This is a genomic window from Streptomyces sp. NPDC052773, assembly GCF_044547145.1.
GTDB lineage: Bacteria > Actinomycetota > Actinomycetes > Streptomycetales > Streptomycetaceae > Streptomyces.
On record NZ_JBITZX010000007.1, the window covers coordinates 180,927 to 205,723 of the forward strand.

At 69.7% G+C, this 24,797-nt stretch carries 19 protein-coding genes; 12 read left to right on the forward strand and 7 right to left on the reverse strand.

The window, feature by feature from the left end; all coding sequences use genetic code 11:
- The first annotated feature begins 170 nt into the window (after window positions 1–170).
- The gene (locus ACIG0D_RS18155) at window positions 171–1,508 is read left to right on the forward strand and encodes an MATE family efflux transporter (RefSeq protein ID WP_399801598.1); all 1,338 of its coding nucleotides are present in this window, start codon (window positions 171–173) and stop codon (window positions 1,506–1,508) included.
- Window positions 1,509–1,702: 194 nt separating this feature from the next.
- On the opposite strand, the gene rplI is transcribed toward ACIG0D_RS18155, so the two are convergent.
- From rplI to rpsF, 4 genes are all read right to left on the reverse strand, one after another.
- Window positions 1,703–2,149, reverse strand: coding sequence for a 50S ribosomal protein L9 (rplI, locus tag ACIG0D_RS18160; RefSeq protein ID WP_399801600.1), 447 nt, complete (start codon window positions 2,147–2,149; stop codon window positions 1,703–1,705).
- An 18-nt stretch (window positions 2,150–2,167) separates the two neighbouring features.
- Entirely contained in the window at window positions 2,168–2,404 is a 237-nt protein-coding gene (rpsR, locus tag ACIG0D_RS18165) for a 30S ribosomal protein S18 (RefSeq protein ID WP_003949403.1), read from the reverse strand.
- A gap of 45 nt (window positions 2,405–2,449) precedes the next feature.
- Window positions 2,450–3,022 carry a single-stranded DNA-binding protein gene (locus ACIG0D_RS18170; protein ID WP_399801603.1) on the reverse strand — a complete coding sequence of 191 codons (573 nt, stop codon included), beginning with the start codon at window positions 3,020–3,022 and terminating at the stop codon, window positions 2,450–2,452.
- Between the two features lie 80 nt (window positions 3,023–3,102).
- The gene (gene rpsF / locus ACIG0D_RS18175) at window positions 3,103–3,393 is read right to left on the reverse strand and encodes a 30S ribosomal protein S6 (RefSeq protein ID WP_014673750.1); all 291 of its coding nucleotides are present in this window, start codon (window positions 3,391–3,393) and stop codon (window positions 3,103–3,105) included.
- A gap of 288 nt (window positions 3,394–3,681) precedes the next feature.
- Between rpsF and ACIG0D_RS18180 the strand changes: the two genes are divergently transcribed.
- From ACIG0D_RS18180 to ACIG0D_RS18190, 3 genes are all read left to right on the forward strand, one after another.
- Complete coding sequence (locus ACIG0D_RS18180; protein ID WP_399801606.1) at window positions 3,682–3,984, forward strand: hypothetical protein; 303 nt, start codon at window positions 3,682–3,684, stop codon at window positions 3,982–3,984.
- A gap of 230 nt (window positions 3,985–4,214) precedes the next feature.
- Entirely contained in the window at window positions 4,215–5,336 is a 1,122-nt protein-coding gene (femX, locus tag ACIG0D_RS18185; protein WP_399801609.1) for a peptidoglycan bridge formation glycyltransferase FemX, read from the forward strand.
- Window positions 5,337–5,437: 101 nt separating this feature from the next.
- Window positions 5,438–6,469 (forward strand): alanine racemase, encoded by a 1,032-nt coding sequence (locus ACIG0D_RS18190; RefSeq protein WP_399801612.1) that lies wholly within the window; start codon window positions 5,438–5,440, stop codon window positions 6,467–6,469.
- Between the two features lie 121 nt (window positions 6,470–6,590).
- On the opposite strand, the gene ACIG0D_RS18195 is transcribed toward ACIG0D_RS18190, so the two are convergent.
- Both ACIG0D_RS18195 and ACIG0D_RS18200 read right to left on the reverse strand, forming a co-directional pair.
- A complete protein-coding gene (locus ACIG0D_RS18195; protein WP_399801614.1) occupies window positions 6,591–8,099 on the reverse strand; it encodes a glycosyltransferase family 87 protein in 1,509 nt (502 codons plus the stop codon).
- A 156-nt stretch (window positions 8,100–8,255) separates the two neighbouring features.
- Window positions 8,256–10,523, reverse strand: a complete 2,268-nt coding sequence (locus ACIG0D_RS18200) for a transglycosylase domain-containing protein (protein ID WP_399801617.1) — start codon at window positions 10,521–10,523, stop codon at window positions 8,256–8,258.
- Window positions 10,524–11,263: 740 nt separating this feature from the next.
- On the opposite strand from ACIG0D_RS18200, the gene ACIG0D_RS18205 reads away from it, so the two are divergent.
- The 3 genes from ACIG0D_RS18205 (at window position 11,264) to ACIG0D_RS18215 (ending at window position 14,483) form a co-directional block, all read left to right on the forward strand.
- The gene (locus ACIG0D_RS18205) at window positions 11,264–11,947 is read left to right on the forward strand and encodes a PadR family transcriptional regulator (RefSeq protein WP_399801620.1); all 684 of its coding nucleotides are present in this window, start codon (window positions 11,264–11,266) and stop codon (window positions 11,945–11,947) included.
- A gap of 45 nt (window positions 11,948–11,992) precedes the next feature.
- Entirely contained in the window at window positions 11,993–13,075 is a 1,083-nt protein-coding gene (locus tag ACIG0D_RS18210; protein ID WP_399801622.1) for an inositol-3-phosphate synthase, read from the forward strand.
- Between the two features lie 145 nt (window positions 13,076–13,220).
- Window positions 13,221–14,483: an MFS transporter gene (locus ACIG0D_RS18215; protein ID WP_399801625.1), complete on the forward strand. Its 1,263-nt coding sequence runs from the start codon at window positions 13,221–13,223 to the stop codon at window positions 14,481–14,483.
- Between the two features lie 156 nt (window positions 14,484–14,639).
- Here ACIG0D_RS18215 and ACIG0D_RS18220 read toward each other — a convergent pair whose 3' ends face one another.
- Complete coding sequence (locus ACIG0D_RS18220) at window positions 14,640–16,082, reverse strand: CCA tRNA nucleotidyltransferase (RefSeq protein ID WP_399801628.1); 1,443 nt, start codon at window positions 16,080–16,082, stop codon at window positions 14,640–14,642.
- A gap of 258 nt (window positions 16,083–16,340) precedes the next feature.
- Between ACIG0D_RS18220 and ACIG0D_RS18225 the strand changes: the two genes are divergently transcribed.
- The 5 genes from ACIG0D_RS18225 to ACIG0D_RS18245 all read left to right on the forward strand — a co-directional run bounded on the left by ACIG0D_RS18225 (window position 16,341) and on the right by ACIG0D_RS18245 (window position 24,711).
- Window positions 16,341–18,806, forward strand: coding sequence for a DUF6049 family protein (locus ACIG0D_RS18225; RefSeq protein WP_399801630.1), 2,466 nt, complete (start codon window positions 16,341–16,343; stop codon window positions 18,804–18,806).
- Window positions 18,807–18,850: 44 nt separating this feature from the next.
- A complete protein-coding gene (gene murJ, locus ACIG0D_RS18230) occupies window positions 18,851–21,148 on the forward strand; it encodes a murein biosynthesis integral membrane protein MurJ (RefSeq protein ID WP_399801633.1) in 2,298 nt (765 codons plus the stop codon).
- A 138-nt stretch (window positions 21,149–21,286) separates the two neighbouring features.
- Window positions 21,287–22,993 carry a protein kinase family protein gene (locus ACIG0D_RS18235; protein ID WP_399801636.1) on the forward strand — a complete coding sequence of 569 codons (1,707 nt, stop codon included), beginning with the start codon at window positions 21,287–21,289 and terminating at the stop codon, window positions 22,991–22,993.
- 18 nt (window positions 22,994–23,011) lie between these two features.
- Entirely contained in the window at window positions 23,012–23,731 is a 720-nt protein-coding gene (gene sigM, locus ACIG0D_RS18240; RefSeq protein ID WP_399801639.1) for an RNA polymerase sigma factor SigM, read from the forward strand.
- Window positions 23,728–24,711, forward strand: coding sequence for an anti-sigma factor family protein (locus tag ACIG0D_RS18245; RefSeq protein WP_399801641.1), 984 nt, complete (start codon window positions 23,728–23,730; stop codon window positions 24,709–24,711). Before sigM ends, ACIG0D_RS18245 begins: the two co-directional genes overlap by 4 nt.
- Window positions 24,712–24,797 lie beyond the last annotated feature (86 nt).

Sequence of the window (24,797 nt, forward strand, 5' to 3'; positions counted from 1 at the left end):
ACAACGCCTCTGACCTGCGGCTTTCACATCCACCGGCTGTGCAGAAGAAAAACTTCCCCAGTCGGATCAAGATCACTTCGCACGGTGCGCAGGGGTGCACGTCACGAGACGGAAAGTAAGGGTCACAATCCCTTTGCATCGCTTACCTGTGGACGATTAGATTGGTGCTCATGACACAGGCTCCCGCGACCCCCAGAGCGGTACGGCGACAGCACGATCGGGAGATCGTCGCGCTGGCCGTCCCCGCCTTCGGCGCACTGGTCGCCGAGCCCTTGTTCGTCCTGGCCGACAGCGCGATCGTCGGCCACCTCGGAACCGCACAGCTCGCCGGTCTCGGTGTGGCCTCCGCCCTCCTCACGACGGCGGTGAGCATCTTCGTCTTCCTCGCCTACGCCACCACCGCCGCCGTCGCCCGCCGCGTGGGCGCCGGAGAACTCCAGTCCGCCATCCGCCAGGGCATGGACGGCATCTGGCTGGCCCTGCTGCTGGGCGCCGGCGTCATCGCCGTCGTCCTGCCCACCGCCCCTGCGCTGGTGGACCTCTTCGGCGCCTCCGACACAGCGGCCCCGTACGCAACCACCTATCTGCGCATCTCGGCGCTCGGCATCCCCGCCATGCTCGTCGTCCTCGCGGCGACCGGCGTCCTGCGCGGACTCCAGGACACCAGAACACCGCTCTATGTCGCCATCGCCGGCTTCGTCGCCAACGGCGTCCTCAACGCGGGTCTCGTCTACGGCGCCGACCTCGGGATCGCGGGCTCCGCCTGGGGCACCGTGATCGCCCAGTGGGGCATGGCCACCGCCTACCTCGTGGTGGTCATCCGCGGCGCTCGCCGCCACGGAGCCTCCCTGCGCCCCGACGCCGCCGGGATCAAGGCATCCGCCCAGGCGGGCGTCCCCCTCCTGGTGCGCACCCTCTCCCTGCGCGCGATCCTGATGATCGCCACCGCTGTGGCGGCCCGTCTCGGCGACGCCGACATCGCCGCCCACCAGATCATCCTGTCGCTGTGGAGTCTGCTCGCCTTCGCACTCGACGCCATCGCGATCGCGGGGCAGGCCATCATCGGGCGCTACCTCGGCGCCGGTGACGCACAGAGCGCTCGTGACGTCTGCCGGCGCATGGTGCAGTGGGGTATCGCCGTCGGCCTCGTGCTGGGCCTGCTCGTGATCGTGTCCCGGCCGCTCTTCCTGCCGCTGTTCACCAGCGACTCCGCCGTGAAGGACGCCGCGCTGCCCGCCCTGCTCGTCGTGGCCCTGTCCCAGCCGATCAGCGGCGTCGTCTTCGTCCTGGACGGTGTCCTCATGGGCGCCGGTGACGGACCGTATCTGGCCTGGGCCATGGTGCTCACCCTGGCCGTCTTCACTCCGGTGGCCCTGCTCGTCCCCACGCTGGGTGGCGGGCTCACCGCCCTGTGGCTGGCAATGACCTTGATGATGACCGTGCGGATGGCGACGCTCTGGGTGCGCACCCGGTCGGGCCACTGGGTGGTGACGGGGGCGACGCGCTGACGGACGCCCGACCCGTTTCACGTGAAACGACGGTTTCACGTGAAACACCCCGCGATGCAGAACCGGAGCGCAGCAGGACCCGACTCCCACGCAGGGCCAACCCCCACTCAGACCCGGACCCGAGGCATACGAAGAGGGGCCGCACCCGACACGGGTGCGGCCCCTCTCTCAGCGGTTCAAGCCGAGCGCAGCGATCAGGCCGCGACAACCTCGATGTTGACCTTGGCGGCAACCTCGGGGTGCAGACGCACGGACGTCGCGTGGGCGCCCAGGGTCTTGATCGGCGCGCCGAGCTCGATGCGGCGCTTGTCGACCTCGGGACCGCCGGCAGCCTTGATCGCCGAAGCGATGTCGGCCGGGGTGACGGAACCGAAGAGACGACCGGCGTCGCCGGAGCGGACGGCCAGGCGGACCTTGACGCCCTCGAGCTGGGCCTTCACAGCGTTGGCCTGCTCGATGGTCTGGATCTCGTGGATCTTGCGAGCACGGCGGATCTGCTCGACGTCCTTCTCGCCACCCTTGGTCCAGCGGATCGCGAACTTCCGCGGGATCAGGTAGTTGCGAGCGTAACCGTCCTTGACGTCCACGACGTCGCCCGCGGCACCGAGGCCGGAGACCTCGTGGGTGAGGATGATCTTCATGAGTCGGTCACCCTTCCCTTATCGCGCGGTGGAGGTGTAGGGCAGCAGCGCCATCTCACGGCTGTTCTTGACGGCCGTGGCGACGTCACGCTGGTGCTGCGTGCAGTTGCCGGTCACGCGGCGGGCACGGATCTTGCCGCGGTCGGAAATGAACTTCCGCAGCATGTTCGTGTCCTTGTAGTCCACGTACGTGACCTTGTCCTTGCAGAACGCGCAGACCTTCTTCTTCGGCTTGCGCACAGGCGGCTTCGCCATGGTGTATCTCCTGTGTGATCAAGAAGTTGGGGTGCGAGCCCGCCCTTAGAAGGGAGGCTCGTCCGAGTAGCCTCCACCGCCGCCGGAGCCGCCGCCCCAGCCGCCGCCCTGGTTGCCACCGGCGGGAGCGCCGGTCGCCCACGGGTCGTCGGCGGGAGCGCCGCCAGCCTGCTGGCCGCCGCCGGGGCCGCCGCCCCAGCCGCCGCCCTGCTGGCCGCCGCCACCGCCGCCGTAACCGCCCTGGCCACCCCGGCCGCTGGTCTTGGTGACCTTGGCCGTGGCGTTGCGCAGGCTGGGGCCGACTTCCTCGACGTCCAGCTCGAAGACCGTGCGCTTGACACCCTCACGGTCCTCGTACGACCGCTGCTTCAGCCGGCCCTGCACGATGACGCGCATGCCTCGCTGAAGGGACTCGGCGACGTTCTCCGCCGCCTGGCGCCAGACCGAGCAGGTCAGGAAGAGGCTCTCGCCGTCCTTCCACTCGTTGGTCTGGCGGTCGAAGGTGCGGGGAGTGGACGCGACACGGAACTTCGCGACCGCCGCACCGGAGGGGGTGAAGCGCAGCTCGGGGTCGTCGACAAGATTGCCGATGACCGTGATGACGGTCTCGCCTGCCATGGGGGAACCTCTCGGCGGGTTTGCTGCTGCTGGCTGCTGGTGGTGCTACTCGAGTCCCGAGATCAGCTGAGCGGGAGAGCTCAGTGGGTCTCGGGGCGGAGGACCTTGGTCCGGAGGACCGACTCGTTCAGGTTCATCTGGCGGTCGAGCTCCTTGACGACCGCAGGCTCGGCCTGCAGGTCGATGACCGAGTAGATGCCCTCGGGCTTCTTCTTGATCTCGTACGCGAGACGACGACGGCCCCAGGTGTCGACCTTCTCGACCTTTCCGCCACCGTCACGGACGACAGAAAGGAAGTTCTCGATCAGCGGGGAGACAGCGCGCTCCTCGAGATCGGGGTCGAGGATGACCATCACCTCGTAGTGACGCATGTGGAACCCACCTCCTTTGGACTCAGCGGCCACGGTCGTTCCGTGGCAGGAGGGTTGTGATGCGTACGCAACGGTATCGGCCGCCACTGACAATCGGGGGTCGGTGAGCGGCGTCCCCAGGTGGCCTGGTGTTATCTCCTGGCGATCCTGGGCAGACACCGGTGCAGACGGTACAGACTACCCGCACACCGGCTTCCGGTTGAAATCCGGTCGCGGGGATGGTCAGTCTGTACACATCGGGTGTGTACGGCGCTACAGTGCGCCGCCTTCCGCGCAAGGAGGTGCCACATGGCACAGGCATTGCGACCCAACACCGCCGGTTCCCTCTTCGCCACCGACGGCAGGTCCCACCCCGTCCAGGACGCCCTGCTGGCGGTGACCCTGGTACTCGGTGTGGTCTCCTTCATCACGGCGCAGTTCCACAGTCTGCATCTGCTCAGCTCCTGGACCGGTCTGGTGGGGATCGTCACCGGCGCGTACGGCCAGTGGATCTCGGAGACGACCCGCGAACGCTTCGGGCTGATCCTGGGCCTCGGTGCCTCCGGACTCGGCTTCTTCCTCGGCATGGCCCACGGGGGCCTGTTCGGCTGAGGCTCCCGTCCGTACGCGGGGGCCGTTCGGCTGAGCCTGACCGCCGTACACGGCGGCCTCTTCGGCCGAGGCCCCCGGCGTACCGGCACCTCGTTACGCCCCGGCGGCCGTGAGGCCGGGGCGAAGGTGCCGTACGCCCAGTCGGGCCGCTGTCCGGGCGCAGTAGGCTTCGGCGCTAGAGCCGGAGCCCCTGTACCCATGGGGACACACCAGCCCGAGGAGCGCCCCGAATGAGCCTGACCCTGAGGACCATCAGTCGCGAGCAGCATCTGGCCTACATCCAGAGCCTGCCGGCGGCGAGCCACATGCAGGTCCCGGCATGGGCAGACGTCAAGGCGGAGTGGCGCTCCGAGAACCTCGGCTGGTTCGACGACCGGACCGGCGAGCTGGTCGGCGTGGGTCTCGTCCTCTACCGCCAGCTGCCGAAGATCAAGCGCTACCTCGCCTATCTGCCCGAGGGCCCGGTCATCAACTGGTTCGCGCCGAACCTCGAGGACTGGATCCAGCCGATGCTGGCGCACCTGAAGCAGCAGGGCGCCTTCTCCGTGAAGATGGGCCCGCCGGTGATCATCCGGCGCTGGGAGGCCTCGTCCATCAAGCAGGGCATCCAGAACCCGGACGTGAAGCGCCTGCGCGACATCGAGGCCGACTTCATCGAGCCGCGCGCCTTCGAGGTGGCCGACAAGCTCCGCCGTATGGGCTGGCAGCAGGGCGAGGACGGCGGCGCCGGCTTCGGCGACGTGCAGCCCCGCTACGTCTTCCAGGTGCCGCTGGCCAACCGGTCGCTGGAAGAGGTGCACAAGAACTTCAACCAGCTGTGGCGCCGCAACATCAAGAAGGCCGAGAAGGCCGGGGTCGAGGTCGTCCAGGGCGGCTACCACGACCTGGAGGAGTGGCAGCGGCTGTACGAGATCACCGCGGTGCGCGACAAGTTCCGGCCCCGCCCGCTGTCGTACTTCCAGCGCATGTGGACGGCCCTCAACACCGAGGACCCCAACCGCATGCGGCTGTACTTCGCCCGGCACAACGGTGTGAACCTGTCGGCGGCGACGATGCTGATCGTCGGTGGCCACGTCTGGTACTCCTACGGCGCCTCCGACAACATCGGCCGTGAGGTCCGGCCCTCGAACGCGATGCAGTGGCGGATGCTGCGCGACGCCTACGCGCTCGGCGCCACCGTCTACGACCTGCGGGGCATCTCCGACTCGCTGGACGAGTCCGACCACCTCTTCGGTCTGATCCAGTTCAAGGTGGGCACCGGCGGCCAGGCCGCCGAGTACCTCGGCGAGTGGGACTTCCCGCTGAACAAGCTGCTCCACAAGGCGCTCGACATCTACATGTCGCGCCGCTGAGCGCGCAGCGTTTGCTTCGATGGCTCCGGCGGCCTCCACGGCCCCGGCAGCTTCCACCCCTCTGACACACCGCAGCCACGAGAAAGGTTCCAGGTCCGGCCATGGCGCTCACGCTCTACGTCGACACCGCGCGCTGGCGGGCGCACCACAAGCACGTGCAGGAGCAGTTCCCGGGACTGGTCCCGGTCTGCAAGGGCAACGGCTACGGCTTCGGGCACGAGCGGCTTGCGGAGGAGGCCACGCGGCTGGGCGCCGACATGCTGGCCGTCGGCACCACCTACGAGGCCGCGCGGATCAAGGACTGGTTCGGTGGCGACCTGCTGGTGCTGACGCCGTACCGGCGCGGTGAGGAGCCCGTGCCGCTGCCCGACCGGGTGGTGCGGTCGGTCTCGTCGGTCGACGGCGTGTACGGCCTGGTGGGTGCCCGCGTGGTCATCGAGGTGATGTCCTCGATGAAGCGCCACGGCATCAGCGAGCAGGACCTTCCGCAGCTGCACGCCGCGATCGAGAACGTCCGTCTGGAGGGCTTCGCGATCCATCTTCCGCTGGACCGCACCGACGGCTCGGACGCCGTCGAGGAGGTCATCGGCTGGATGGACCGGCTGCGGGCCGCCCGGCTGCCACTGCACACGATGTTCGTCAGCCACCTCAAGGCCGAGGAACTGGCCCGGCTGCAGCAGCAGTTCCCGCAGACCCGGTTCCGCGCCCGCATCGGCACGCGGCTGTGGCTGGGCGACCACGAGGCCACGGAGTACCGCGGTGCCGTCCTGGACGTCACCCGCGTTTCCAAGGGCGACCGCTTCGGCTACCGGCAGCAGAAGGCGGCCTCCGACGGCTTCCTGGTCGTCGTGGCGGGCGGAACGTCGCACGGGGTGGGTCTGGAGGCCCCGAAGGCGCTGCACGGCGTCATGCCGCGCGCCAAGGGCGTCGCCCGGGCGGGCCTCGCCACGGTGAACCGGAACCTTTCCCCGTTCGTCTGGGGCGGCAAGCAGCGCTGGTTCGCCGAGCCGCCGCACATGCAGGTGTCCATCCTGTTCGTGCCGGCCGACGCCCCGGAGCCGAAGGTCGGGGACGAGCTGGTGGCCCATCTGCGGCACACCACCACCCAGTTCGACCGGCTCGTGGACCGCTGAGCACCCGGGGCATCGCCCCCGCCGGAGCACACGAAGTCCGTACGCGCGGCACACACGCGAGAAGGCCGTCCGCGGAGCCCCGCGTACGGCCTTCTGCGTACCGTCTCTCCGCCCTGTTCGCTCAGGGCGAATCATCGGCCGTCTGGGAAGCGCCCCACTCCACCTGCGGGCCCGGCCGGTCCTCGAAGTGGGCCGCGTGGCGCGGCGGGTGGGCGGCGGCACCGAGCACGAAGACGTCCTCCGCGCCGTCGAGCACCCCTCCGGACGGATCGTCGTCGCCGGCCAGGCGCACCACGTCGCGTTCCGGCATGAGGATGTCGCGCACGACGACGGCACACAGGTACAGCGTGCCGAGCAGATGCACGCCGATCGCCCAGTGGTAGCCGTCGGTCGGCAGTCCCTTGTGGGCGTCGCCGCTGGTCGTGTACGCGAGGTACATCCAGATGCCCAGGAAGTACATGACCTCGCAGGCCTGCCAGATGAGGAAGTCCCGCCACTTGGGCCGGGCCAGCGCGGCGAGCGGCACCAGCCACAGCACGTACTGCGGCGAGTAGACCTTGTTGGTGAGGATGAAGGCCGCCACGATCAGGAACGCCAGCTGGGCGAAGCGAGGCCGGCGCGGGGCGGTGAGGGTGAGCGCCGCGATGCCCACGCAGCACAGCAGCATCAGCAGCGTGGCGAGGGTGTTGACGGTCTCGGTGCTCAGCGGGTCACTGGAGTTCTGCGCGAGGATCAGCCAGAAGGAGCCGAAGTCCACGCCGCGTTCCTGGCTGAACCGGTAGAACTTCGACCAGCCCTCGAAGGCGAAGAGCATGACCGGTCCGTTCACCACCACCCAGGCGAGGACCGCGCCCCCCAGTGCCTTCCCGAAGTCCCGCCACCGGCCCGCCCGCCAGCACAGCACGAACAGCGGACCGAGCAGGAAGACGGGATAGAGCTTGGCGGCCGTGGCGAGCCCCAGGAGGACACCGAAGGCGAGCGAGCGGCCCCGCGCCCACATCAGCATCGCGGCGGCCGTCAGGGCGACGGCCAGCAGGTCCCAGTTGATGGTGGCGGTCAGCGCGTAGGCGGGCGCCAGGGCGACCAGCAGACCGTCCCAGGGGCGCCGGGCATGCGTACGGGTCACGCAGACGGCGATGACGGCCGCGCAGACCATCAGCATCCCGGCGTTGACCATCCAGTACCACTGCTCCTGGTGCTGGATGCTGCCGTCGCCCGGGGTGAGCCAGGCGGCGACCTCCATGAAGACGCCGGTCAGCACCGGGTACTCAAGGAACTCCATGTCACCGGGGAGCCGGTCGAAGTACGGCACGAGACCGTCGGCGAAACCGCGTCCCTGGTAGAGGTGCGGGATGTCCGAGTAGCACGCGTGCGTGTACTGCGAGCTGGCGCCGAAGAACCAGGCCCCGTTGTAGCAGGGCGCCTTCTGGACCAGTCCGAGGGCGAACACACCGATCGCCACGAGCGCGATCACCCGTACGGGAGTCCACCAGGACGTCCCGAGCAGGGCGCGCCGCCCGATGGGGCCGCCGATCAGCTCGCTGCCGGCCGCAGCGACCTCGTCGGCCTTCGTCGGCCGTACCGGGTCCGGCTCCTGCGCGCTCGTCTGCGTCGTTTCTGCACTGGGCATGGGGCACATCCTGCCGTACGCGGCTGAGGATCCACGGTGACGTCGGCCTCTGAGGAGGCCGGGGAGAGAAAAGTGCCCCTGTTTCACGTGAAACGAAGTGTTTCACGTGAAACAGGGGCACTACGCCACGCTCAGGGTGAGCCCTGGCAGCAGGCGTCACTCGGTGTCTGTGCCTCCGAAAAAGCCACCGTTGCCGTTGCCACCATTGCCGTTGCCACCGTTTCCGGCTGTCTCACTGATGGTGGGTGCGGGCGAGATCTCACCCTCTCCACCGCCGGTGGCACCGCCGTTTTCGTCATCGCACCAGCCGAAGGCGCAGGTCTCGCTCGCCGACGCGCTCGGAGTCGGCTCGGGCTCGGACGAGCTGGGCGAGGGGCTGGGCTCCTCCGTCGCGGTCTCGCTGGGCGTCACCGTGACCGACGGCGTCGGGGACGGGGCACCGACCTGGTCGATGACCTTTCCGATCGGCGAGGGCTCGGGGAAGCCGGGGTCGGACTCGCCCTCCAGCGCGGCCTTCATGTACTCGGTCCACACCTCGGTGGGGATGTCACCACCGTGGATGGAGTCCTTGCCGGCCGTGCCGTTCATGGAGAGCAGCGCATGGCTCTTGGGGTTCTCACGGAACATCGCGACCGCGGTCGACAGCTGCTGGGTGTAGCCGACGAACCAGGCGGACTTGTTCTCGTCGGTGGTACCGGTCTTGCCGGCCGCCGTGCGCCCCAGGGCCTTGGCGTTCTGGGCCGTACCGTTCTCGATGACGTTCTCAAGGACCTTCGTGACGTTGTTCGCCACGTTCTCGGGAATCGCGTTCTTGACCGCAGGCTTGTCGAAGCCCGGAAGCTCCTGGCCGCCCTGCTTGACCTGCTTCACCGAGTACGGGTCGACCTGCTTGCCGGAGGCCGCGAACGTCGCGTACGCGTCGGCCATGCGGATCGCGCTGGGCGTGGAGGTACCGAGCGCGAACGACGGGTTGATGTCGGAGAAGCTCTGCTTCAGGATGCCCGCCTCCGCGGCGACGTCCCGCACCCTCTCCATGCCAACGTCGACGCCGAGCTGCACGAACGGGGTGTTCACGGACTGCTCCATCGCCTTGTGCAGGGTGATGTAGCCCCAGGGATGGTCGCTCTCGTTCTCCTGGTAGAAGAGCGAGTTGTCCTTCTTGAGGTAGTAGCTGCCGTCCGGCTTCTGCACCTTGAGGTGGTCGTTGCCGTTGTACTTGCTCATCGGCGAGATGCCGACGCCGTCGCTCTTGTACGTGCCGTACTGCATGGCGGCGGCGAGCACGAACGGCTTCCACGTCGAACCGACGGGGACACCGGAGGTGTCGGCGTTGTTGTTGAAGTGGCCCTTCTCGTAGCCCGCGCCGCCGTAGAGGGCGACGATCGCGCCGTCGTTGGGCTTCACCGACGCGGCACCGAACTGGACGTGCTGGTCCAGCTTCCGCTTCGGGTCCAGGCGCTCCTTCTCGATCTTCTTGACGGCCTTGGCCAGCGCCTCGACCTTGTCCCGCTCGAAGGTCGTGTAGATCTGGTAGCCGCCCTGGTCGAACTGCGCCTCGGTGATGTCGCTGTGGGCCAGCACGTACTTCTTGGCGGTGTCGACCAGGTAGCTGATCTGGCCGGTCATGCCCTTGATCGCCTTGCGGCCCTGGGGCTCGGGGTACTCGCTGACGGCCTCCTGGTACTTGGCGTCCGAGAGGTGGCCGTCCTTGTTCATCTCTCCGAGGATCCAGCGCCACCGCTTCTCGGACCGCTCCCGGTTCGCGTCCGGGGTCGCCGCGTCGTCGAGGCTCTGGTTGCCGGCCGGGTCGTAGTACGTCGGGCCCTTCAGCAGGGCCGCGAGGAAGGCGCACTCGCTGGCGCTGAGGTCCTCGGCGTCCTTGCCGTAGTACGTCTGCGCGGCGGCCTGGATGCCGTACGCGCCCCGCCCGTAGTACGAGGTGTTCAAGTAGCCCTGAAGGATGTCGCGCTTGTCGAGCTTCGTCCCCACCTTGATCGAGATGAACATCTCCTTGAACTTCCGGGAGACGGTCTGTTCCTGGCTCAGGTAGGTGTTCTTGACGAACTGCTGGGTGATCGTGGATCCGCCCTGGGTGTCACCGCCCGTGGCCATGTTGGCCAGGGCGCGGGCGATGCCCATCGGGTCGACGCCGGAGTCCTCGTAGAAGGTCTTGTTCTCCGCGGAGATGACCGCCCACTGCATGTCCTTGGGGATCTGGTCGATGGAGATGTTCTGCCGGTTCTCGCCGGAGCCGGTCGCCACCATCTGCTTGCCGTCGGCCCAGTAGTAGACGTTGTTCTGGGACAGCGCGGCGGCGTTCTCCTCGGTGGGGATGCCCACCATCGCGTAGCCGATGCCGGCGACGGCGACGAGGCTGCCGAAGAAGGCCAGGCAGAGACCGGAGATCAGCTTCCAGGAGGGCATCCAGCGCTGCCAGCCGTACTTGCCGGAGCGCGGGTAGTCGATGAACCGCTTCCGGTCGGAGGCGGCGGCCCGCCCCCGGCCGCGTCCGGGTCCGTTCGGTCCGCCGGGACCGCGTCGCCCGTTCTCGGCGGCTCTGCGGCGACCGCCACCGCTTCTCTGCGCTGCCCGCCGGGCCTCGGCGCGGCCGCCGTACGGCCGCTCCTCGCCTCCCGGTGCGTGAGAACCCGACCCATAGGTGTCGGATGGAGATCCGGTGGCGCCTCGCGGTGCCGCTCGGCGGCCGGAGGACGAGCCGGACTGGCCGCGTCGGGCCGCGGCACGTCCGCCTCCCTGCGGCTGCGGCGGTTTGCGACGGTGCTCGCTCATCGAACGACTACTCCTCGGGCAGGCGCACCCTTGCGCGCCTGGAAACGGCGGCTGGTTTCCGGTCCCCCCGAAGTACGGATGTGGTCGGTTCCGCATTCACCCGTACTGCACCAGGGACGGGGACGTCCCCGGACGCAACTCGGTTCCCGGTGGTGTGCATGCCGCACAGACTACGCAGCGGCAAAACCCGCCGAGCCCTGAAGTTCACCCCAAAACAGGCAACTCGGCTCCTACGAATCAGTGATGTGACGCCGTTCACGATTCCCCCTCTTGTCGCATGAGAGGGGCCGTTCTATCGTGCTGATGTATCGAGTCGATACATCAGCACGGCATAAAGACCGTGACGGTACGACCGCGGCAGAGAGGAGGCGATCATGAGCCGGCGTTCCGGGATCCTCGAGTTCGCCGTACTCGGCCTGCTCCGCGAATCTCCGATGCACGGCTACGAGCTGCGCAAACGACTCAATACGTCACTGGGTGTGTTCCGCGCGTTCAGCTACGGGACGCTCTACCCCTGCCTCAAGACGCTGGTCGCAAACGGCTGGTTGATCGAAGAACCGGGCCAGGACGCCGAGGAGGCGCCGGCCGCCCCGCTCACGGGCCGGCGCGCCAAGATCGTCTACCGGTTGACGGCAGAGGGTAAGGAGCACTTCGAACAGCTGCTCTCGCAGACCGGCCCCGACGCGTACGAGGACGAGCACTTCGCCGCGCGGTTCGCCTTCTTCGGGCAGACGTCGCGCGATGTACGCATGCGCGTGCTGGAGGGCCGCCGCAGCCGGCTGGAGGAGCGTCTGGAAAAGATGCGCGCCTCCCTGGCGCGCACCCGAGAGCGCCTCGACGACTACACCCTCGAGCTCCAGCGCCACGGAATGGAGTCCGTGGAGCGCGAAGTGCGCTGGCTGAACGAGCTCATCGAGAGCGAGCGGGCCGGGCGGGACCTGAGGGGTTCCGCCTCCGGGGAGCCCGCTCAGCAGGACACCACATCTGGAGCGCCGGGCGGCCTGCCCCGGCCCGGGGACGACACCCGGCCGGATACGCCCGACGACACCGCCACGTGAGACCCCCGTCAGGGCCTCACCGAGTACACACAGGGAGCAACCGGAATGGGTTCGGTTCGCGTAGCCATCGTCGGCGTGGGCAACTGCGCCGCGTCGCTGGTGCAGGGAGTCGAGTACTACAAGGACGCCGACCCGGCGTCCAAGGTCCCCGGCCTGATGCACGTGCAGTTCGGCGACTACCACGTCCGTGACGTGGAGTTCGTCGCCGCGTTCGATGTCGACGCGAAGAAGGTCGGCCTCGACCTCGCGGACGCCATCGGCGCCTCCGAGAACAACACCATCAAGATCTGCGACGTGCCGAACACCGGCGTGACCGTCCAGCGCGGCCACACCCTCGACGGCCTCGGCAAGTACTACCGCGAGACCATCGAGGAGTCCGCCGAGGAGCCGGTCGACGTCGTCCAGGTCCTCAAGGACAAGCAGGTCGACGTCCTCGTCTGCTACCTGCCGGTCGGCTCCGAGGACGCGGCGAAGTTCTACGCCCAGTGCGCCATCGACGCCAAGGTCGCCTTCGTCAACGCCCTCCCGGTCTTCATCGCCGGCACCAAGGAGTGGGCGGACAAGTTCACCGAGGCGGGCGTCCCGATCGTCGGCGACGACATCAAGTCCCAGGTCGGCGCCACCATCACGCACCGCGTCATGGCGAAGCTGTTCGAGGACCGCGGCGTCATCCTGGACCGCACGATGCAGCTGAACGTCGGCGGGAACATGGACTTCAAGAACATGCTCGAGCGCGAGCGCCTGGAGTCCAAGAAGATCTCCAAGACGCAGGCCGTCACCTCGCAGATCCCCGACCGGGAGCTCGGCGAGAAGAACGTCCACATCGGCCCGTCCGACTACGTCGCCTGGCTGGACGACCGCAAGTGGGCGTACGTCCGCCTCGAGGGCCGCGCCTTCGGTGACGTCCCGCTGAACCTGGAGTACAAGCTCGAGGTCTGGGACTCCCCGAACTCCGCCGGTGTCATCATCGACGCCCTGCGCGCCGCGAAGATCGCCAAGGACCGCGGCATCGGCGGCCCGATCCTGTCGGCGTCCTCGTACTTCATGAAGTCCCCGCCGGTCCAGTACTTCGACGACGAGGCCCGCGAGAACGTCGAGAAGTTCATCAGGGGCGAGGTCGAGCGCTAGCGAGACAGGAAGCGCGCGCCAGCGAGACAGGAGGGTGCGCGCCGGCGAGACAGGAAGCGCGCGCTGAAGCTCCGCTCCCTGTGGGCAGTTGAGGGTCCCCGAGGCGTGACGCCCGGGGACCTTCCCCATATGTGAGGCTGACCCCATGGCCGTCGTACGTGATCTGCGCGTCCTGCTCCGCTTCCGGAACTTCCGGCGCCTCCTCGCCGTGCGACTGCTGTCCCAGGGCGCCGACGGCGTCTACCAGGTCGGCCTCGCCACCTACGTCGTCTTCTCCCCGGAGAAACAGACCTCGCCCGCCGCGATCGCCTCTGCCATGGCGGTGTTGCTGCTTCCGTACTCCCTGGTGGGCCCCTTCGCCGGTGTGCTCCTCGACCGCTGGCGCCGCCGCCAGGTCTTCCTCTACGGCAACGTGCTGCGTGCCCTGCTGGCCACGGGCACGGCCCTGCTGATGACGAGCCATGTCCCGGACTGGCTCTTCTACGTCTCCGCCCTCTGTGTCACCGCCGTCAACCGCTTCGTGCTCTCGGGCCTGTCCGCTGCGCTGCCGCGCGTGGTCGACGCCGAGCGGCTGGTGATGGCCAACTCCCTCTCCCCGACCGCCGGCACCCTGGCCGCGACCGCGGGCGGCGGCCTCGCCTTCGTCGTACGGCTGGCCGGGTCCGACTCCGACGCGGCGGTGGTGCTGCTGGGCGCCGTGCTGTACCTGTGCGGAGCCGCCGCCTCCCTGCGGATGCCCCGTGACCTGCTCGGCCCCGATCCGCAATGGGTACGCCCGCGTCTGGGGGCGGCGCTCTCCGGCACCCTTCGCGACCTGAGGGCGGGCGTACGCCATCTCGCCGAACCCGCCCGTCGGGAGGCCGCCTGGGCACTGACGTCGATGACGCTGATGCGCTTCTGCTACGGCGCCCTCACGGTCATGCTGCTGATGCTCTGCCGGTACGCGCTGACGTCCGATCCGGACGACGGACTCGCCCTGCTGGGGCTGGCACTGGGCGTGTCCGGCGCCGGATTCTTCGTCGCGGCTGTGGTGACCCCGTGGGCCGCCGGACGACTCGGTCCCGGACGCTGGATCGTGGTGTGCGCGGCGGCAGCCGCCGTCCTGGAGCCCGCCCTGGGTCTGCCCTTCGCCACCGTCCCACTGCTCGTGGCCGCCTTCGTGCTGGGGCTGATCACCCAGGGCGCGAAGATCGCGACGGACACCGTCGTGCAGTCCTCGGTCGAGGACGGCTTCCGCGGCCGGACCTTCTCCGTCTACGACGTCCTGTTCAACGTCGCCTTCGTGGGAGCCGCCGGCGTCGCCGCCCTGATGCTGCCCCCGGACGGCCGCTCCGCGGCACTGGTGCTCGTCGTGGCCCTGACCTACGCGGCGGTTGCTGCGGCTATGGCCCGCTTCGAGCGCCGATAGATGTCACATCAATGCGCGGGCCGTCGGCGACTGCCTGACCAACAGGAAGAGGGGCGACGTTTCACGTGAAACGTCGCCCTTCTTCACATCCAGACGGCCCCGTGAGCCTTGTACTGAGGTCATGTTTCACGTGAAACATGACCGCGTTTCACGCGCTCAGCTCCGCGCGGCCCACCACTCCTTGAGAGCCGTCACGGCCTCGTCGTGCCCCATCGGGCCGTGCTCCAGCCGCAGCTCCAGCATGTGCTTGTAGGCCTGGCCGACCTCGGGACCCGGCTTGATGCCCAGGATCTCCATGATCTGGTTGCCGTCGAGGTCGGGCCGGATGGCGTCCAGCTCCTCCTGCTCCTGAAGCTGCGCGATGCGCTCCTCCAGGCCGTCGTACGCCCGGGACAGCGCGGCCGCCTTGCGCTTGTTCCGCGTCGTGCAGTCCGAGCGGGTCAGCTTGTGGAGCCGGTCGAGAAGGTGCCCCGCGTCCCGGACGTAACGGCGCACGGCGGAGTCGGTCCACTCCCCGGTGCCGTAGCCGTGGAAGCGCAGGTGCAGCTCCACGAGCCGGGAGACATCCTTGATCAGCTCGTTGGAGTACTTCAGCGCGGTCATGCGCTTCTTGGTCATCTTCGCCCCGACCACCTCGTGGTGGTGGAACGAGACCCGGCCGTCCTTCTCGAAGCGGCGGGTGCGCGGCTTGCCGATGTCGTGCAGCAGCGCGGCCAGCCGGAGCGTCAGGTCCGGGCCGTTCTCCTCCAGCGCGATCGCCTGCTCAAGGACGATCAGGGTGTGCTCGTAGACGTCCTTGTGCCGGTGGTGCTCGTCGCTCTCCAGGCGCAGGGCCGGCAGCTCGGGCAGCACATACGCGGCCAGGCCGGTGTCGACCAGCAGCGTGAACCCCCTGCGAGGGTGCGCGGAGAGGATCAGCTTGTTCAGCTCGTCCCGCACCCGCTCGGCCGAGACGATCTCGATCCGTCCGGCCATCTCCGTCATCGCCGTGACGACCTCGGGGGCCACCTCGAAGTCGAGCTGCGCGGCGAAACGCGCGGCCCGCATCATCCGCAGCGGATCGTCCGAGAAGGACTCCTCGGGCGTACCCGGCGTGCGCAGCACACGCGCCGCGAGATCGTCGAGCCCGCCGTGCGGGTCGATGAACGTCTTCTCCGGCAGGGCCACCGCCATCGCGTTGACCGTGAAGTCACGCCGGACGAGGTCCTCCTCGATGGAGTCGCCGTACGAGACCTCCGGCTTGCGGGAGGTCCGGTCGTAGGCCTCCGACCGGTAGGTGGTCACCTCGATCTGGTAGCCGTCCTTCTGCGCCCCGACCGTGCCGAAGGCGATGCCGACATCCCAGACGGCGTCCGCCCAGGGCCGCACGATCTTCAGAACGTCCTCGGGGCGGGCGTCGGTCGTGAAGTCCAGGTCATTGCCGAGCCGGCCGAGCAGCGCGTCCCGTACCGAGCCGCCGACCAGGGCGAGAGAGAACCCGGCCTCCTGGAAACGGCGGGCGAGGTCATCGGCGACCGGGGCGACCTGCAGCGGCTCGGTCACCGCACGGTGCTGCTCCTGGGTCACGGCGCTGGTGGTTTCTTCGTTGGCGTTCGGCACAACAGAAGAGGGTACGTGGCCTGGGGCGCCGCGGGCGCGCCGATTGTCCCCGCCCGGTCCCGGCCACCGATACCCGCCCAAGCCGAGCCCTTGCGACGTACACCAGCGCTCTCCTTTATACGTGCACATTCGGGACGGCGGTCCGTAGTCCCCCGATCTTGTGGCGCGGTCCGCGGCACTTCCCCTCAGCGCGCATCGTTACCATGCGTGGACGCACATTCCGACGACCACTGACGACGACGAGGGACGGGCGAGCGCGTGGCCGAGGCGGCAGACATCCAGGGGACGTGTCCCTCACCTGCCCGCCGGCGGCTGCTGCGCGTCGGAGCACTGCTGGCGGGGGCACCCCTGCTGGCCGGCCTGTGCCAGCTGCCCGCCGCGTCGGCCGCGGACGCCGCCGGCCAGACCACCGCGAAGGCCGCCTCCGGCTCGGACACGGTGGCCGTCGCCCTCGACTCGTTCAGCCCCGCCGTCCCCACGGACGGCGACACGCTCACCGTCTCCGGCACCGTGACCAACAAGGGCAAGGAGACGATCACCGACGCCCAGGTGGATCTGCGCGTCGGCCAGGAGCTGACCACCCGCTCCGGGATCGACACCGCCGCGAAGAACGACGACTACGTCCCGGGCTCCGACGGCAGCGAGGTCGGCGGGGACTACACCGAGGAGTTCGCCAAGCTCACCCCGGGCGTCTCCGAGCACTTCAGCATCTCCGTGCCGGTCGACGAGCTGGATCTCGGCGACGAGGGCGTCTACGCGTTCGGTGTCTCGCTGACCGGCGAGACCCCCTCGCGCCCCTGGGACGAGGTGCTGGGCTTCCAGCGGACCTTCCTGCCGTGGCAGCCCGAAGAGGCCGAGCCGAGGACGAAGACGACGTTCCTGTGGCCGCTGGTCTCCACGGCGCACATGACGGCGGAGACCGGCTCGAACGAGCAGCAGACCCCGGTCTTCCTCAACGACGACCTCGCCAAGGAGATCGCCCCCGGCGGCCGGCTGGCCCGGATGGTGGCGCTCGGCAAGGAGCTGGACGTCACCTGGGTGATCGACCCGGACCTGCTGGCCTCCGTCGACGCGATGACGCGCAGCTACGAGGTGCGGAACGGCGACGACACCACGCCGGGCCGCCATCAGGCGGTCGCCAACCAGTGGCTCGCCGAATTGCAGAAGGCGGTGGCCGGCAAGGAGGTCGTCGCGCTGCCCTACGCCGATCCGGACCTGGCCTCGCTCGCCCACAACGGCACGGACGTCGCCGGCTCGCTGAGCCAGTACAAGGCGGCCACGGACGTCGCCGCCATCACTGTGGAGTCGATCCTCCACATGCAGCCGAGCACCGACTTCGCGTGGCCCGTCGAAGGGGCGATCGACCCGTCGATCGTGAAGGTCGCCACCTCCGCGGGCGCGGACCGGGTGATCGCCCGCAGCGACAGCCTCGAGGAGAACGACGCGCTGCCGTACACGCCGTCCGCGGCCCGCCCCATCGGCGGCGGCACCACCGCGGTCGTCGCGGACGCCCGGCTGTCCACCGCCTTCGAGGGGGATCTCACGAAGGCGTCCGCCGGCACGCTCGCCGTGCAGCGCTTCCTCGCCCAGAGCCTCGCCCTGAACCAGCAGACGGACAAGCAGCGCAGCATCGTCGTCGCCCCGCAGCGGATGCCGAGCGCCAGCCAGGCACGGGCGATGGCGGAAGCGATCACGGCTCTCCAGGGTGGCACCTGGACCGAGACGCAGGAGCTGACGGCCGCCGCCGAGGCCAAGCCGGACGCCCGGGCCACCCGGAAGGTGCCGCCGGCCTCGGCGTACCCGTCGGCGCTGCGCAAGCGGGAACTGCCCCGCGAGGCGTTCGAGCAGATCGCGGCCACGCAGGACAAGCTCGACGACTTCCAGGTGATCCTCTCCTTCCCGCGGCGCGTGGCCACGCCGTTCGGGCTGGCCATAAACCGTGAGATGTCCACGTCGTGGGAGGGCCGCTCCGCCGAGGCGCAGAGCTTCCGCGACGGCGTCGAGGGCTACCTGGACGACCTCGCCAAGCAGGTCAAGCTGATCGAGAAGTCGGAGACCAAGCTCTCCGGCCGCAGCGCCACCATCCCGGTGACCGTGCAGAACAACCTGGTGCAGGGCGTCGACAACCTGGTGCTGCGCCTCACCTCCACCAGCCCCACCCGTCTGGAGATCGGTGGCGAGGCCTACGACGAACAGCCCGTCTCCGTCTCCGGCGGGCACAGCCAGTCGGTGAAGTTCAACACGTCCGCCAACGCCAACGGCCGGGTGACGGTGATCGCCCAGCTGTTCACCGAGGACGGGCAGCCGTACGGCGAGGCCGTCCAGTTCGACGTGAAGGTCACCGAGATCACGGCCACCGTGATGCTCGTCATCGGCGGCGGCGTGCTCCTGCTGGTCCTCGCCGGCTTCCGGATGTACACCCAGCGCAAGCGGGCGGCCGCCCGGCAGGCCGAGGAGGAGGGCCAGGACCCGGCGGACACGACGGCGGACGCGACGACGGCCCCGGCGACGGACGCGTCAGCGGACGGACCAACGGATGCCTCGGCGGACGCGGACCACCCCGCGGACACACCCGAGAACCCGGAAGACCCCGACGACCGTCTCAAGGAGGAGTCGGACACCCGGCCCGGGGCAGGCGACCCGGAGCAGCCGAGTGACCCGACACCGGACACCGCAGCGGAAAGCGCCGACCCGTCCGGCACGGGTGAGAGAGTGGACCGTTGAGGATGTCGTGGCCGGTGGGCCCGGGACGATGAGGTGGGGTAAGCATGAACGCGCCGTACGACGGTGACCGCGGCCAGGCCGTGGGCAGCTCGGGCTTCCCCGAGGGCCCGCCGCCCGAGCACGGCCAGGTGCCGCCGCAGCACCCGGCGGACATGTACCTCCAGGACGCCTACGAGCAGGACCCGTACCGGGCGCAGGACGTCACCGCCCAGGACCCGGTCGCCGAGGCGCTGTACGACCGCGCCGCACACCCGCCGCCGCCCCCGGGCACGTATCCGCCGCCGCAGCAGCTGTACGCACAGCCCCCGCAGTCGCCGTACGCCCCCGACCCGAACGTGTGGGCGCAGACCCCGGCCCCCGAGCCGGACGGCGCCACCCAGTACCTGCCGTACGGCGACGACCCCCGCACCACGCAGTACGTGGGCGTCGACGACCTGGTCACCCAGGCCGGCGGGCAGCGCCACGAGCACGACGCCTTCGCCCACCTCTTCCGCGACCAGCAGCAGGGCGCCGTCCGCCCGTCGACGGAGCACCCGGGAGTGCCCGGACCGGCCGCCGCGCCGGGCACCGGACAGGGACCGGCACCGCAGTACCCCTCGCCCGAGCAGTACCAGGCGCAGGAGGGCCAGTACCCCGTGGCGGAGCAGCAGGAGCCCCACGACCAGGCTCCGGCGCCCGCGGCCCCGGCCCCGGCCGCCGCGCCGAGGAAGGGCGGCCGCGCGGCCGGGCTGCTGAAGTCGAGCGCCGTGATGGCGGCGGGCACGATGGTCTCGCGCCTGACCGGCTTCATCCGCTCGGCGATGATCGTCTCGGCGCTCGGCGTCGGCCTCCTCGGCGACACGTTCCAGGTCGCCTACCAGCTGCCCACGATGATCTACATCCTGACGGTGGGCGGTGGCCTCAACTCGGTCTTCGTCCCGCAGCTGGTCCGGGCGATGAAGGAGGACGAGGACGGCGGCGAGGCCTACGCCAACCGGCTGCTGACGCTCGTCATGGTCGCCCTGGGCGCGCTCACCGTGCTGACCGTCTTCGCCGCGCCGCTGCTGATCCGGCTGCTCTCCGACGCGGTCGCGAGCGATCCCGCGGCCAACGAGGTCGGCGTCACGTTCGTGACCTACTTCCTGCCCTCGATCTTCTTCATGGGCATCCATGTGGTGATGGGCCAGATCCTCAACGCGCGAGGCCGCTTCGGCGCAATGATGTGGACGCCGGTCCTGAACAACATCGTCATCATCGTGACGCTCGGGATGTTCCTCTGGGTGTACGGCACCGCCGAGCACTCGGGCATGACGGTCACGAACATCCCGCCGGAGGGCCAGCGGCTCCTCGGCATCGGTGTCCTGCTCGGCCTGGTCGTCCAAGCGCTGGCCATGATCCCGTACCTGCGCGAGACCGGGTTCCGGCTCCGCCTGCGGTTCGACTGGAAGGGGCACGGCCTGGGCAAGGCCGTGACCCTGGCCAAGTGGACCGTCCTGTTCGTCCTCGCCAACCAGGCCGGCGCGATCGTCGTCTCTCAGCTGTCCACCGCGGCGGGCAAGGACTCGCCCGTCGACGGCACCGGCTTCGCCGCCTACGCCAACGCCCAGCTGATCTGGGGCCTGCCGCAGGCCATCATCACGGTCTCCCTGATGGCGGCACTGCTGCCCCGGCTCTCGCGCTCCGCGGCCGAGGACGACGCGGGTGCCGTCCGTGACGACATCTCCCAGGGCCTGCGGACGACGGCCGTGGCGATCGTGCCGATCGCCTTCGGTTTCCTCGCCCTCGGCATTCCCATGTGCACCCTGATGTTCGGCACCTCCGGCACCGACGAGGCCACGAACATGGGCTTCATGCTGATGGCCTTCGGTCTGGGCCTGATTCCGTACTCCGTGCAGTACGTCGTGCTGCGCGCCTTCTACGCCTACGAGGACACCCGCACGCCCTTCTACAACACGGTCATCGTCGCCGCGGTCAACGCGGGTGCGTCCGTGCTCTGTTACCTGTTGCTGCCCGCCCGCTGGGCGGTGGTCGGCATGGCCGCCTCGTACGGCCTGGCCTACGTCATCGGCGTCGGTGTCGCCTGGCGCCGACTGCGCAACCGGCTGGGCGGCGACCTCGACGGCTCCCGCGTACTGCGGACGTACGCACGGCTGAGCATCGCCTCGGTGCCGGCGGCCCTGCTGAGCGGCGCGGCCTGCTACGGCGTCACCCAGGTTCTCGGTCAGGGTGCCCTCGGCTCCTTCGCCGCGCTGCTCGCCGGCGGGGCGGCACTGCTCGGGATCTTCTTCGTGGCCGCCCGCCGGATGCGCATCGAGGAGCTGAACTCGCTGGTCGGCATGGTGCGCGGGCGCCTGGGCCGCTGAGACGGGGGGTACGCGCACAACCTTCGACCGCCACCGTGTGTCGTGCATAGCGGCGGACTGTGGGCACAATTGGTTTCGGCGTCGGACGGCGCGCACGGGGTCGTACGGCGCGCAATGGATGGGGAGGCAGGAACGACGGTGGCGGAACGGAGCACGGCTGCCGTCGACGTGGCAGACAACAGCGGCGAGAAGCCGCTGACCGCCAAGGCGGACCAGGCGGACCAGTCCACGGCCGACGGGGTGGCCCAGAAGCGGGAGCGGGACACGGAACGGAACGAGGCACAGGGGAGTGACGGGACCGAGGGTCCCGTGAGGAAGGCCTCGCCGCCCGAGCTGCACAGCGGCCACAAGCTCGCCAGACGCTACCGGCTCGAGGAGTGCGTCACCCGTCTGGACGGTTTCAGCAGTTGGCGCGCGGTCGACGAGAAACTGCGCCGCGCCGTCGGCGTCCATGTGCTGCCCGCCGACCACACCCGTGCCCGTGCCGTGCTGGCCGCGGCCCGCTCCTCCGCGCTGCTGGGCGACCCTCGGTTCGTCCAGGTCCTCGACGCCGTCGAGGAGAACGACCTTGTTTACGTCGTGCACGAGTGGCTGCCCGACGCCACCGAGTTGACCACGCTGCTGGCCGCCGGGCCGCTGGAGCCGCACGACGCCTACCAGCTCGTCAGTCAGGTCGCCTCCGCCATGGCCGCCGCGCACCGCGAGGGCCTGGCCCATCTGCGTCTGAACCCCAACGCCGTGCTGCGCACCTCCACCGGCCAGTGGCGGATCCGCGGCCTCGCCGTGAACGCGGCGCTGCGCGGCATCAGCTCCGACACCCCGCAGCGCGCCGACACGGAGGCCATCGGCGCCCTGCTCTACGCCGCGCTCACCCAGCGCTGGCCGTACGAGAACGACGCCTACGGCCTGTCCGGGCTGCCCAAGGACGTCGGGCTGATCGCCCCGGACCAGGTACGCGCCGGCGTCCACCGCGGCCTGTCGGAACTCGCCATGCGCGCACTCGTCAACGACGGCGCCACCGCCTCGCGTCACGAGTCCCCCTGCACCACCCCGGAGGAACTGGTCAAGGCGATCGGCGAGATGCCGCGCATCCGCCCGCCGGAGCCCGCGTTCACCGCCCCGCCGGAGTACCAGCGCACCACCTACCAGCAGGGCACCTACGGCCGCACCGCACCGCACCCCGGCGTCACCCAGCCGGTGCCGGCCCCGCCGCCCCCGCTGCAGAGCCGCACCGGCAAGGCCCTGAAGTGGGCCGTCTCCGCACTGCTCATCGCCGCCCTGGGACTGGGCAGCTGGCAGCTCGCGGACGCCCTGATGGACCAGGGCGGCAATGCCGACGACCCCACCCAGACGCAGACGACGGACGGCGACGACAAGAACACCGAGAAGCCCAAGAAGCCCCAGCCGATCGCCATCCAGAACGCCCGGGACTTCGACCCGTTCGGCAAGGACGGATCCGAGAAGCCGGGCGACATAAGCAAGGTCTACGACGGCATTCCCGGCACGTACTGGCAGACGGACTACTACCTCGGCGCCAAGTTCGGCAATCTGAAGAGCGGCGTCGGCGTCATCCTCGACCTCGGCAAGGTCCAGGAGGTCGGGAACGTCTCCGTCACCTTCGTGGGCAGCACCTCGGTCGAACTGCGGGCCGCCCAAGGGGACGTGGAGCCGCAGAGCTTCGACGCCTACACCAAGGTCGCCGGAGGCACCGGCACCACGGTGCCGCTGAAGCCCGGCAAGGAGCTCAAGGCCCGGTACCTGCTGGTCTGGCTCACCGAGCTGCCCCTCCAGGCGGACAGCGGCCAGTACCGCGGCAGGGTCGTCGACATCAAGGTGACCAGCTGAAAGGGCGGGGGCGGGGGCGTGCGGAGCGACCATCACGATGCACCTGACGAGGTCCTTCTGGCGCGCCACGTCGCCGGCGACCCCAACGCCTTCGGTGAGCTGGTCCGCCGCCACCGCGACCGGCTCTGGGCCGTCGCCCTGCGCACCCTCGGCGACCGCGAGGAGGCGGCCGACGCGGTGCAGGATGCCCTCGTCTCGGCCTTCCGCGCCGCCCACACCTTCCAGGGCAAGTCCGCCGTCACGACCTGGCTGCACCGGATCACGGTGAACGCCTGCCTGGACCGCGCCCGCAAGGCAGCCTCCCGCAAGACCGCGCCCGTCGACGACACCGAGCGCCTGGAGCAACTGCTGGAGCCGCACGAGTCGGCCGCGGCGCCCGCCGAACGCAACGATCTGCACCGGCAGCTGCTGGACGCGCTCGCCACGCTCCCTCCCGACCAGCGGGCGGCTCTCGTCCTGGTGGACATGCAGGGCTACCCGGTCGCCGAGGCCGCCCGCGTGCTGGACGTGCCGACCGGGACGGTCAAGAGCCGCTGCGCCCGGGGCAGAGCGAAACTCCTGCCCCTGCTCACCCATCTACGGCCGGAGAACACCAGTGCCGGTACACAACCGGGTGAAGGGCGGAACCGGACGCAGGGGACATCCGTCCCACCGGCAGCGGGCCCACGCGACGGAAGCGCGCGGGATACCGGGTCGAGCGATTCAGCTGCTGTGAAGGGCGGAGGTGGGCGAGCGTGACTTCGACGACGGACACGGCCGGGCACCCGGACGTCACCGAGATCTCCGACTTCACCGAGGGCCTGCTCCCTCCCTCCCGCACTGCGGACGTACGACGGCACCTGGACGAGTGCGAGCTGTGCTCCGACGTCCACGCCTCGCTGGAGGAGATCCGCGGCTTGCTGGGCACCCTCCCTGGGCCCCCGCGCATGCCCGCCGATGTCGCCGGCCGGATCGACGCCGCACTCGCCGCAGAGGCCCTGCTGAACGCCTCGGCACCCGAGCCGACGACCGATGACAGGGACGCCGCCGGTGAGCCGGTGGCCACCCCTCACCTCACCTCCGACGCGCACAGCGGCACCAGCGGCGCCCCCGTTTCACGTGAAACATCGACCGCCCCAGACCGCCCCGCCGGACGCGCCCGTGTCTCCTCCACCGGCCCGGGCCGCAAGAACCACAACGACCGCACCGACCGCCGCGACGGCAAGGACCGCAGGCGCGCCGGCCGCCGCCGAGCGGCCGTCCTCGGTGCCGTCCTCTCGGTTGCCGTGCTGGGACTGGGTTCCGTCCTGTGGACGTCGCTGACCGGCTCGGAGCCGGGCACCACCGCCCAGGAGCGGCAGACCACCGCTGCGGACACCTTCTCCGAGGGACGGCTCAAGACACAGGTCGCGGATCTCCTGGCGGAGCAGCAGGGCTCCAGGAAGGGCTCCCGCAGCCCGGACCGGCACGTCGAGACCACCCCCGGCTCCGGTCAGCCCCGCGTCTTCCAGCAGCCCACCGTCGATGTCCCCGCGTGCGTCCAGCAGGGCATCGGACACGAAGGGGAAGCCCTCGCGACGGAGGAAGGCATCTACAAGGGGACCGACGCGCTGCTCGTCGTCCTGGCCGACGCCTCCGACCCCGCACGGGTGACCGTCTTCATCGTCGAGTCGACGTGCGTCAAGGAACCGGCGGCGGGTACGGCAAAGGTGCTGCTGAAGCAGTCCTACCCACGCTGAGCCGCCGCCTCGTTCGTTCCTGGTCCGCTGGGCCCGTCTCGTATAGCGGTCACCCGCCCGTGTGCCCGGACACAGCGGGAATGCGC

Excerpts from the sequence above, each read along its gene's own strand:
- ACIG0D_RS18200 (WP_399801617.1), bottom strand. The coding sequence starts at position 10,523 with ATGCCCTCCTGGAAGCTGATCTCCGGTCTCTGCCTGGCCTTCTTCGGC.
- rpsR (WP_003949403.1), bottom strand. The coding sequence starts at position 2,404 with ATGGCGAAGCCGCCTGTGCGCAAGCCGAAGAAGAAGGTCTGCGCGTTC.
- ACIG0D_RS18180 (WP_399801606.1), top strand. The coding sequence starts at position 3,682 with ATGGCACAGGCATTGCGACCCAACACCGCCGGTTCCCTCTTCGCCACC.
- rpsF (WP_014673750.1), bottom strand. The coding sequence starts at position 3,393 with ATGCGTCACTACGAGGTGATGGTCATCCTCGACCCCGATCTCGAGGAG.
- ACIG0D_RS18205 (WP_399801620.1), top strand. The coding sequence starts at position 11,264 with ATGAGCCGGCGTTCCGGGATCCTCGAGTTCGCCGTACTCGGCCTGCTC.
- ACIG0D_RS18215 (WP_399801625.1), top strand. The coding sequence starts at position 13,221 with ATGGCCGTCGTACGTGATCTGCGCGTCCTGCTCCGCTTCCGGAACTTC.
- femX (WP_399801609.1), top strand. The coding sequence starts at position 4,215 with ATGAGCCTGACCCTGAGGACCATCAGTCGCGAGCAGCATCTGGCCTAC.
- ACIG0D_RS18170 (WP_399801603.1), bottom strand. The coding sequence starts at position 3,022 with ATGGCAGGCGAGACCGTCATCACGGTCATCGGCAATCTTGTCGACGAC.
- ACIG0D_RS18195 (WP_399801614.1), bottom strand. The coding sequence starts at position 8,099 with ATGCCCAGTGCAGAAACGACGCAGACGAGCGCGCAGGAGCCGGACCCG.
- rplI (WP_399801600.1), bottom strand. The coding sequence starts at position 2,149 with ATGAAGATCATCCTCACCCACGAGGTCTCCGGCCTCGGTGCCGCGGGC.
- murJ (WP_399801633.1), top strand. The coding sequence starts at position 18,851 with ATGAACGCGCCGTACGACGGTGACCGCGGCCAGGCCGTGGGCAGCTCG.
- ACIG0D_RS18210 (WP_399801622.1), top strand. The coding sequence starts at position 11,993 with ATGGGTTCGGTTCGCGTAGCCATCGTCGGCGTGGGCAACTGCGCCGCG.
- ACIG0D_RS18190 (WP_399801612.1), top strand. The coding sequence starts at position 5,438 with ATGGCGCTCACGCTCTACGTCGACACCGCGCGCTGGCGGGCGCACCAC.
- ACIG0D_RS18155 (WP_399801598.1), top strand. The coding sequence starts at position 171 with ATGACACAGGCTCCCGCGACCCCCAGAGCGGTACGGCGACAGCACGAT.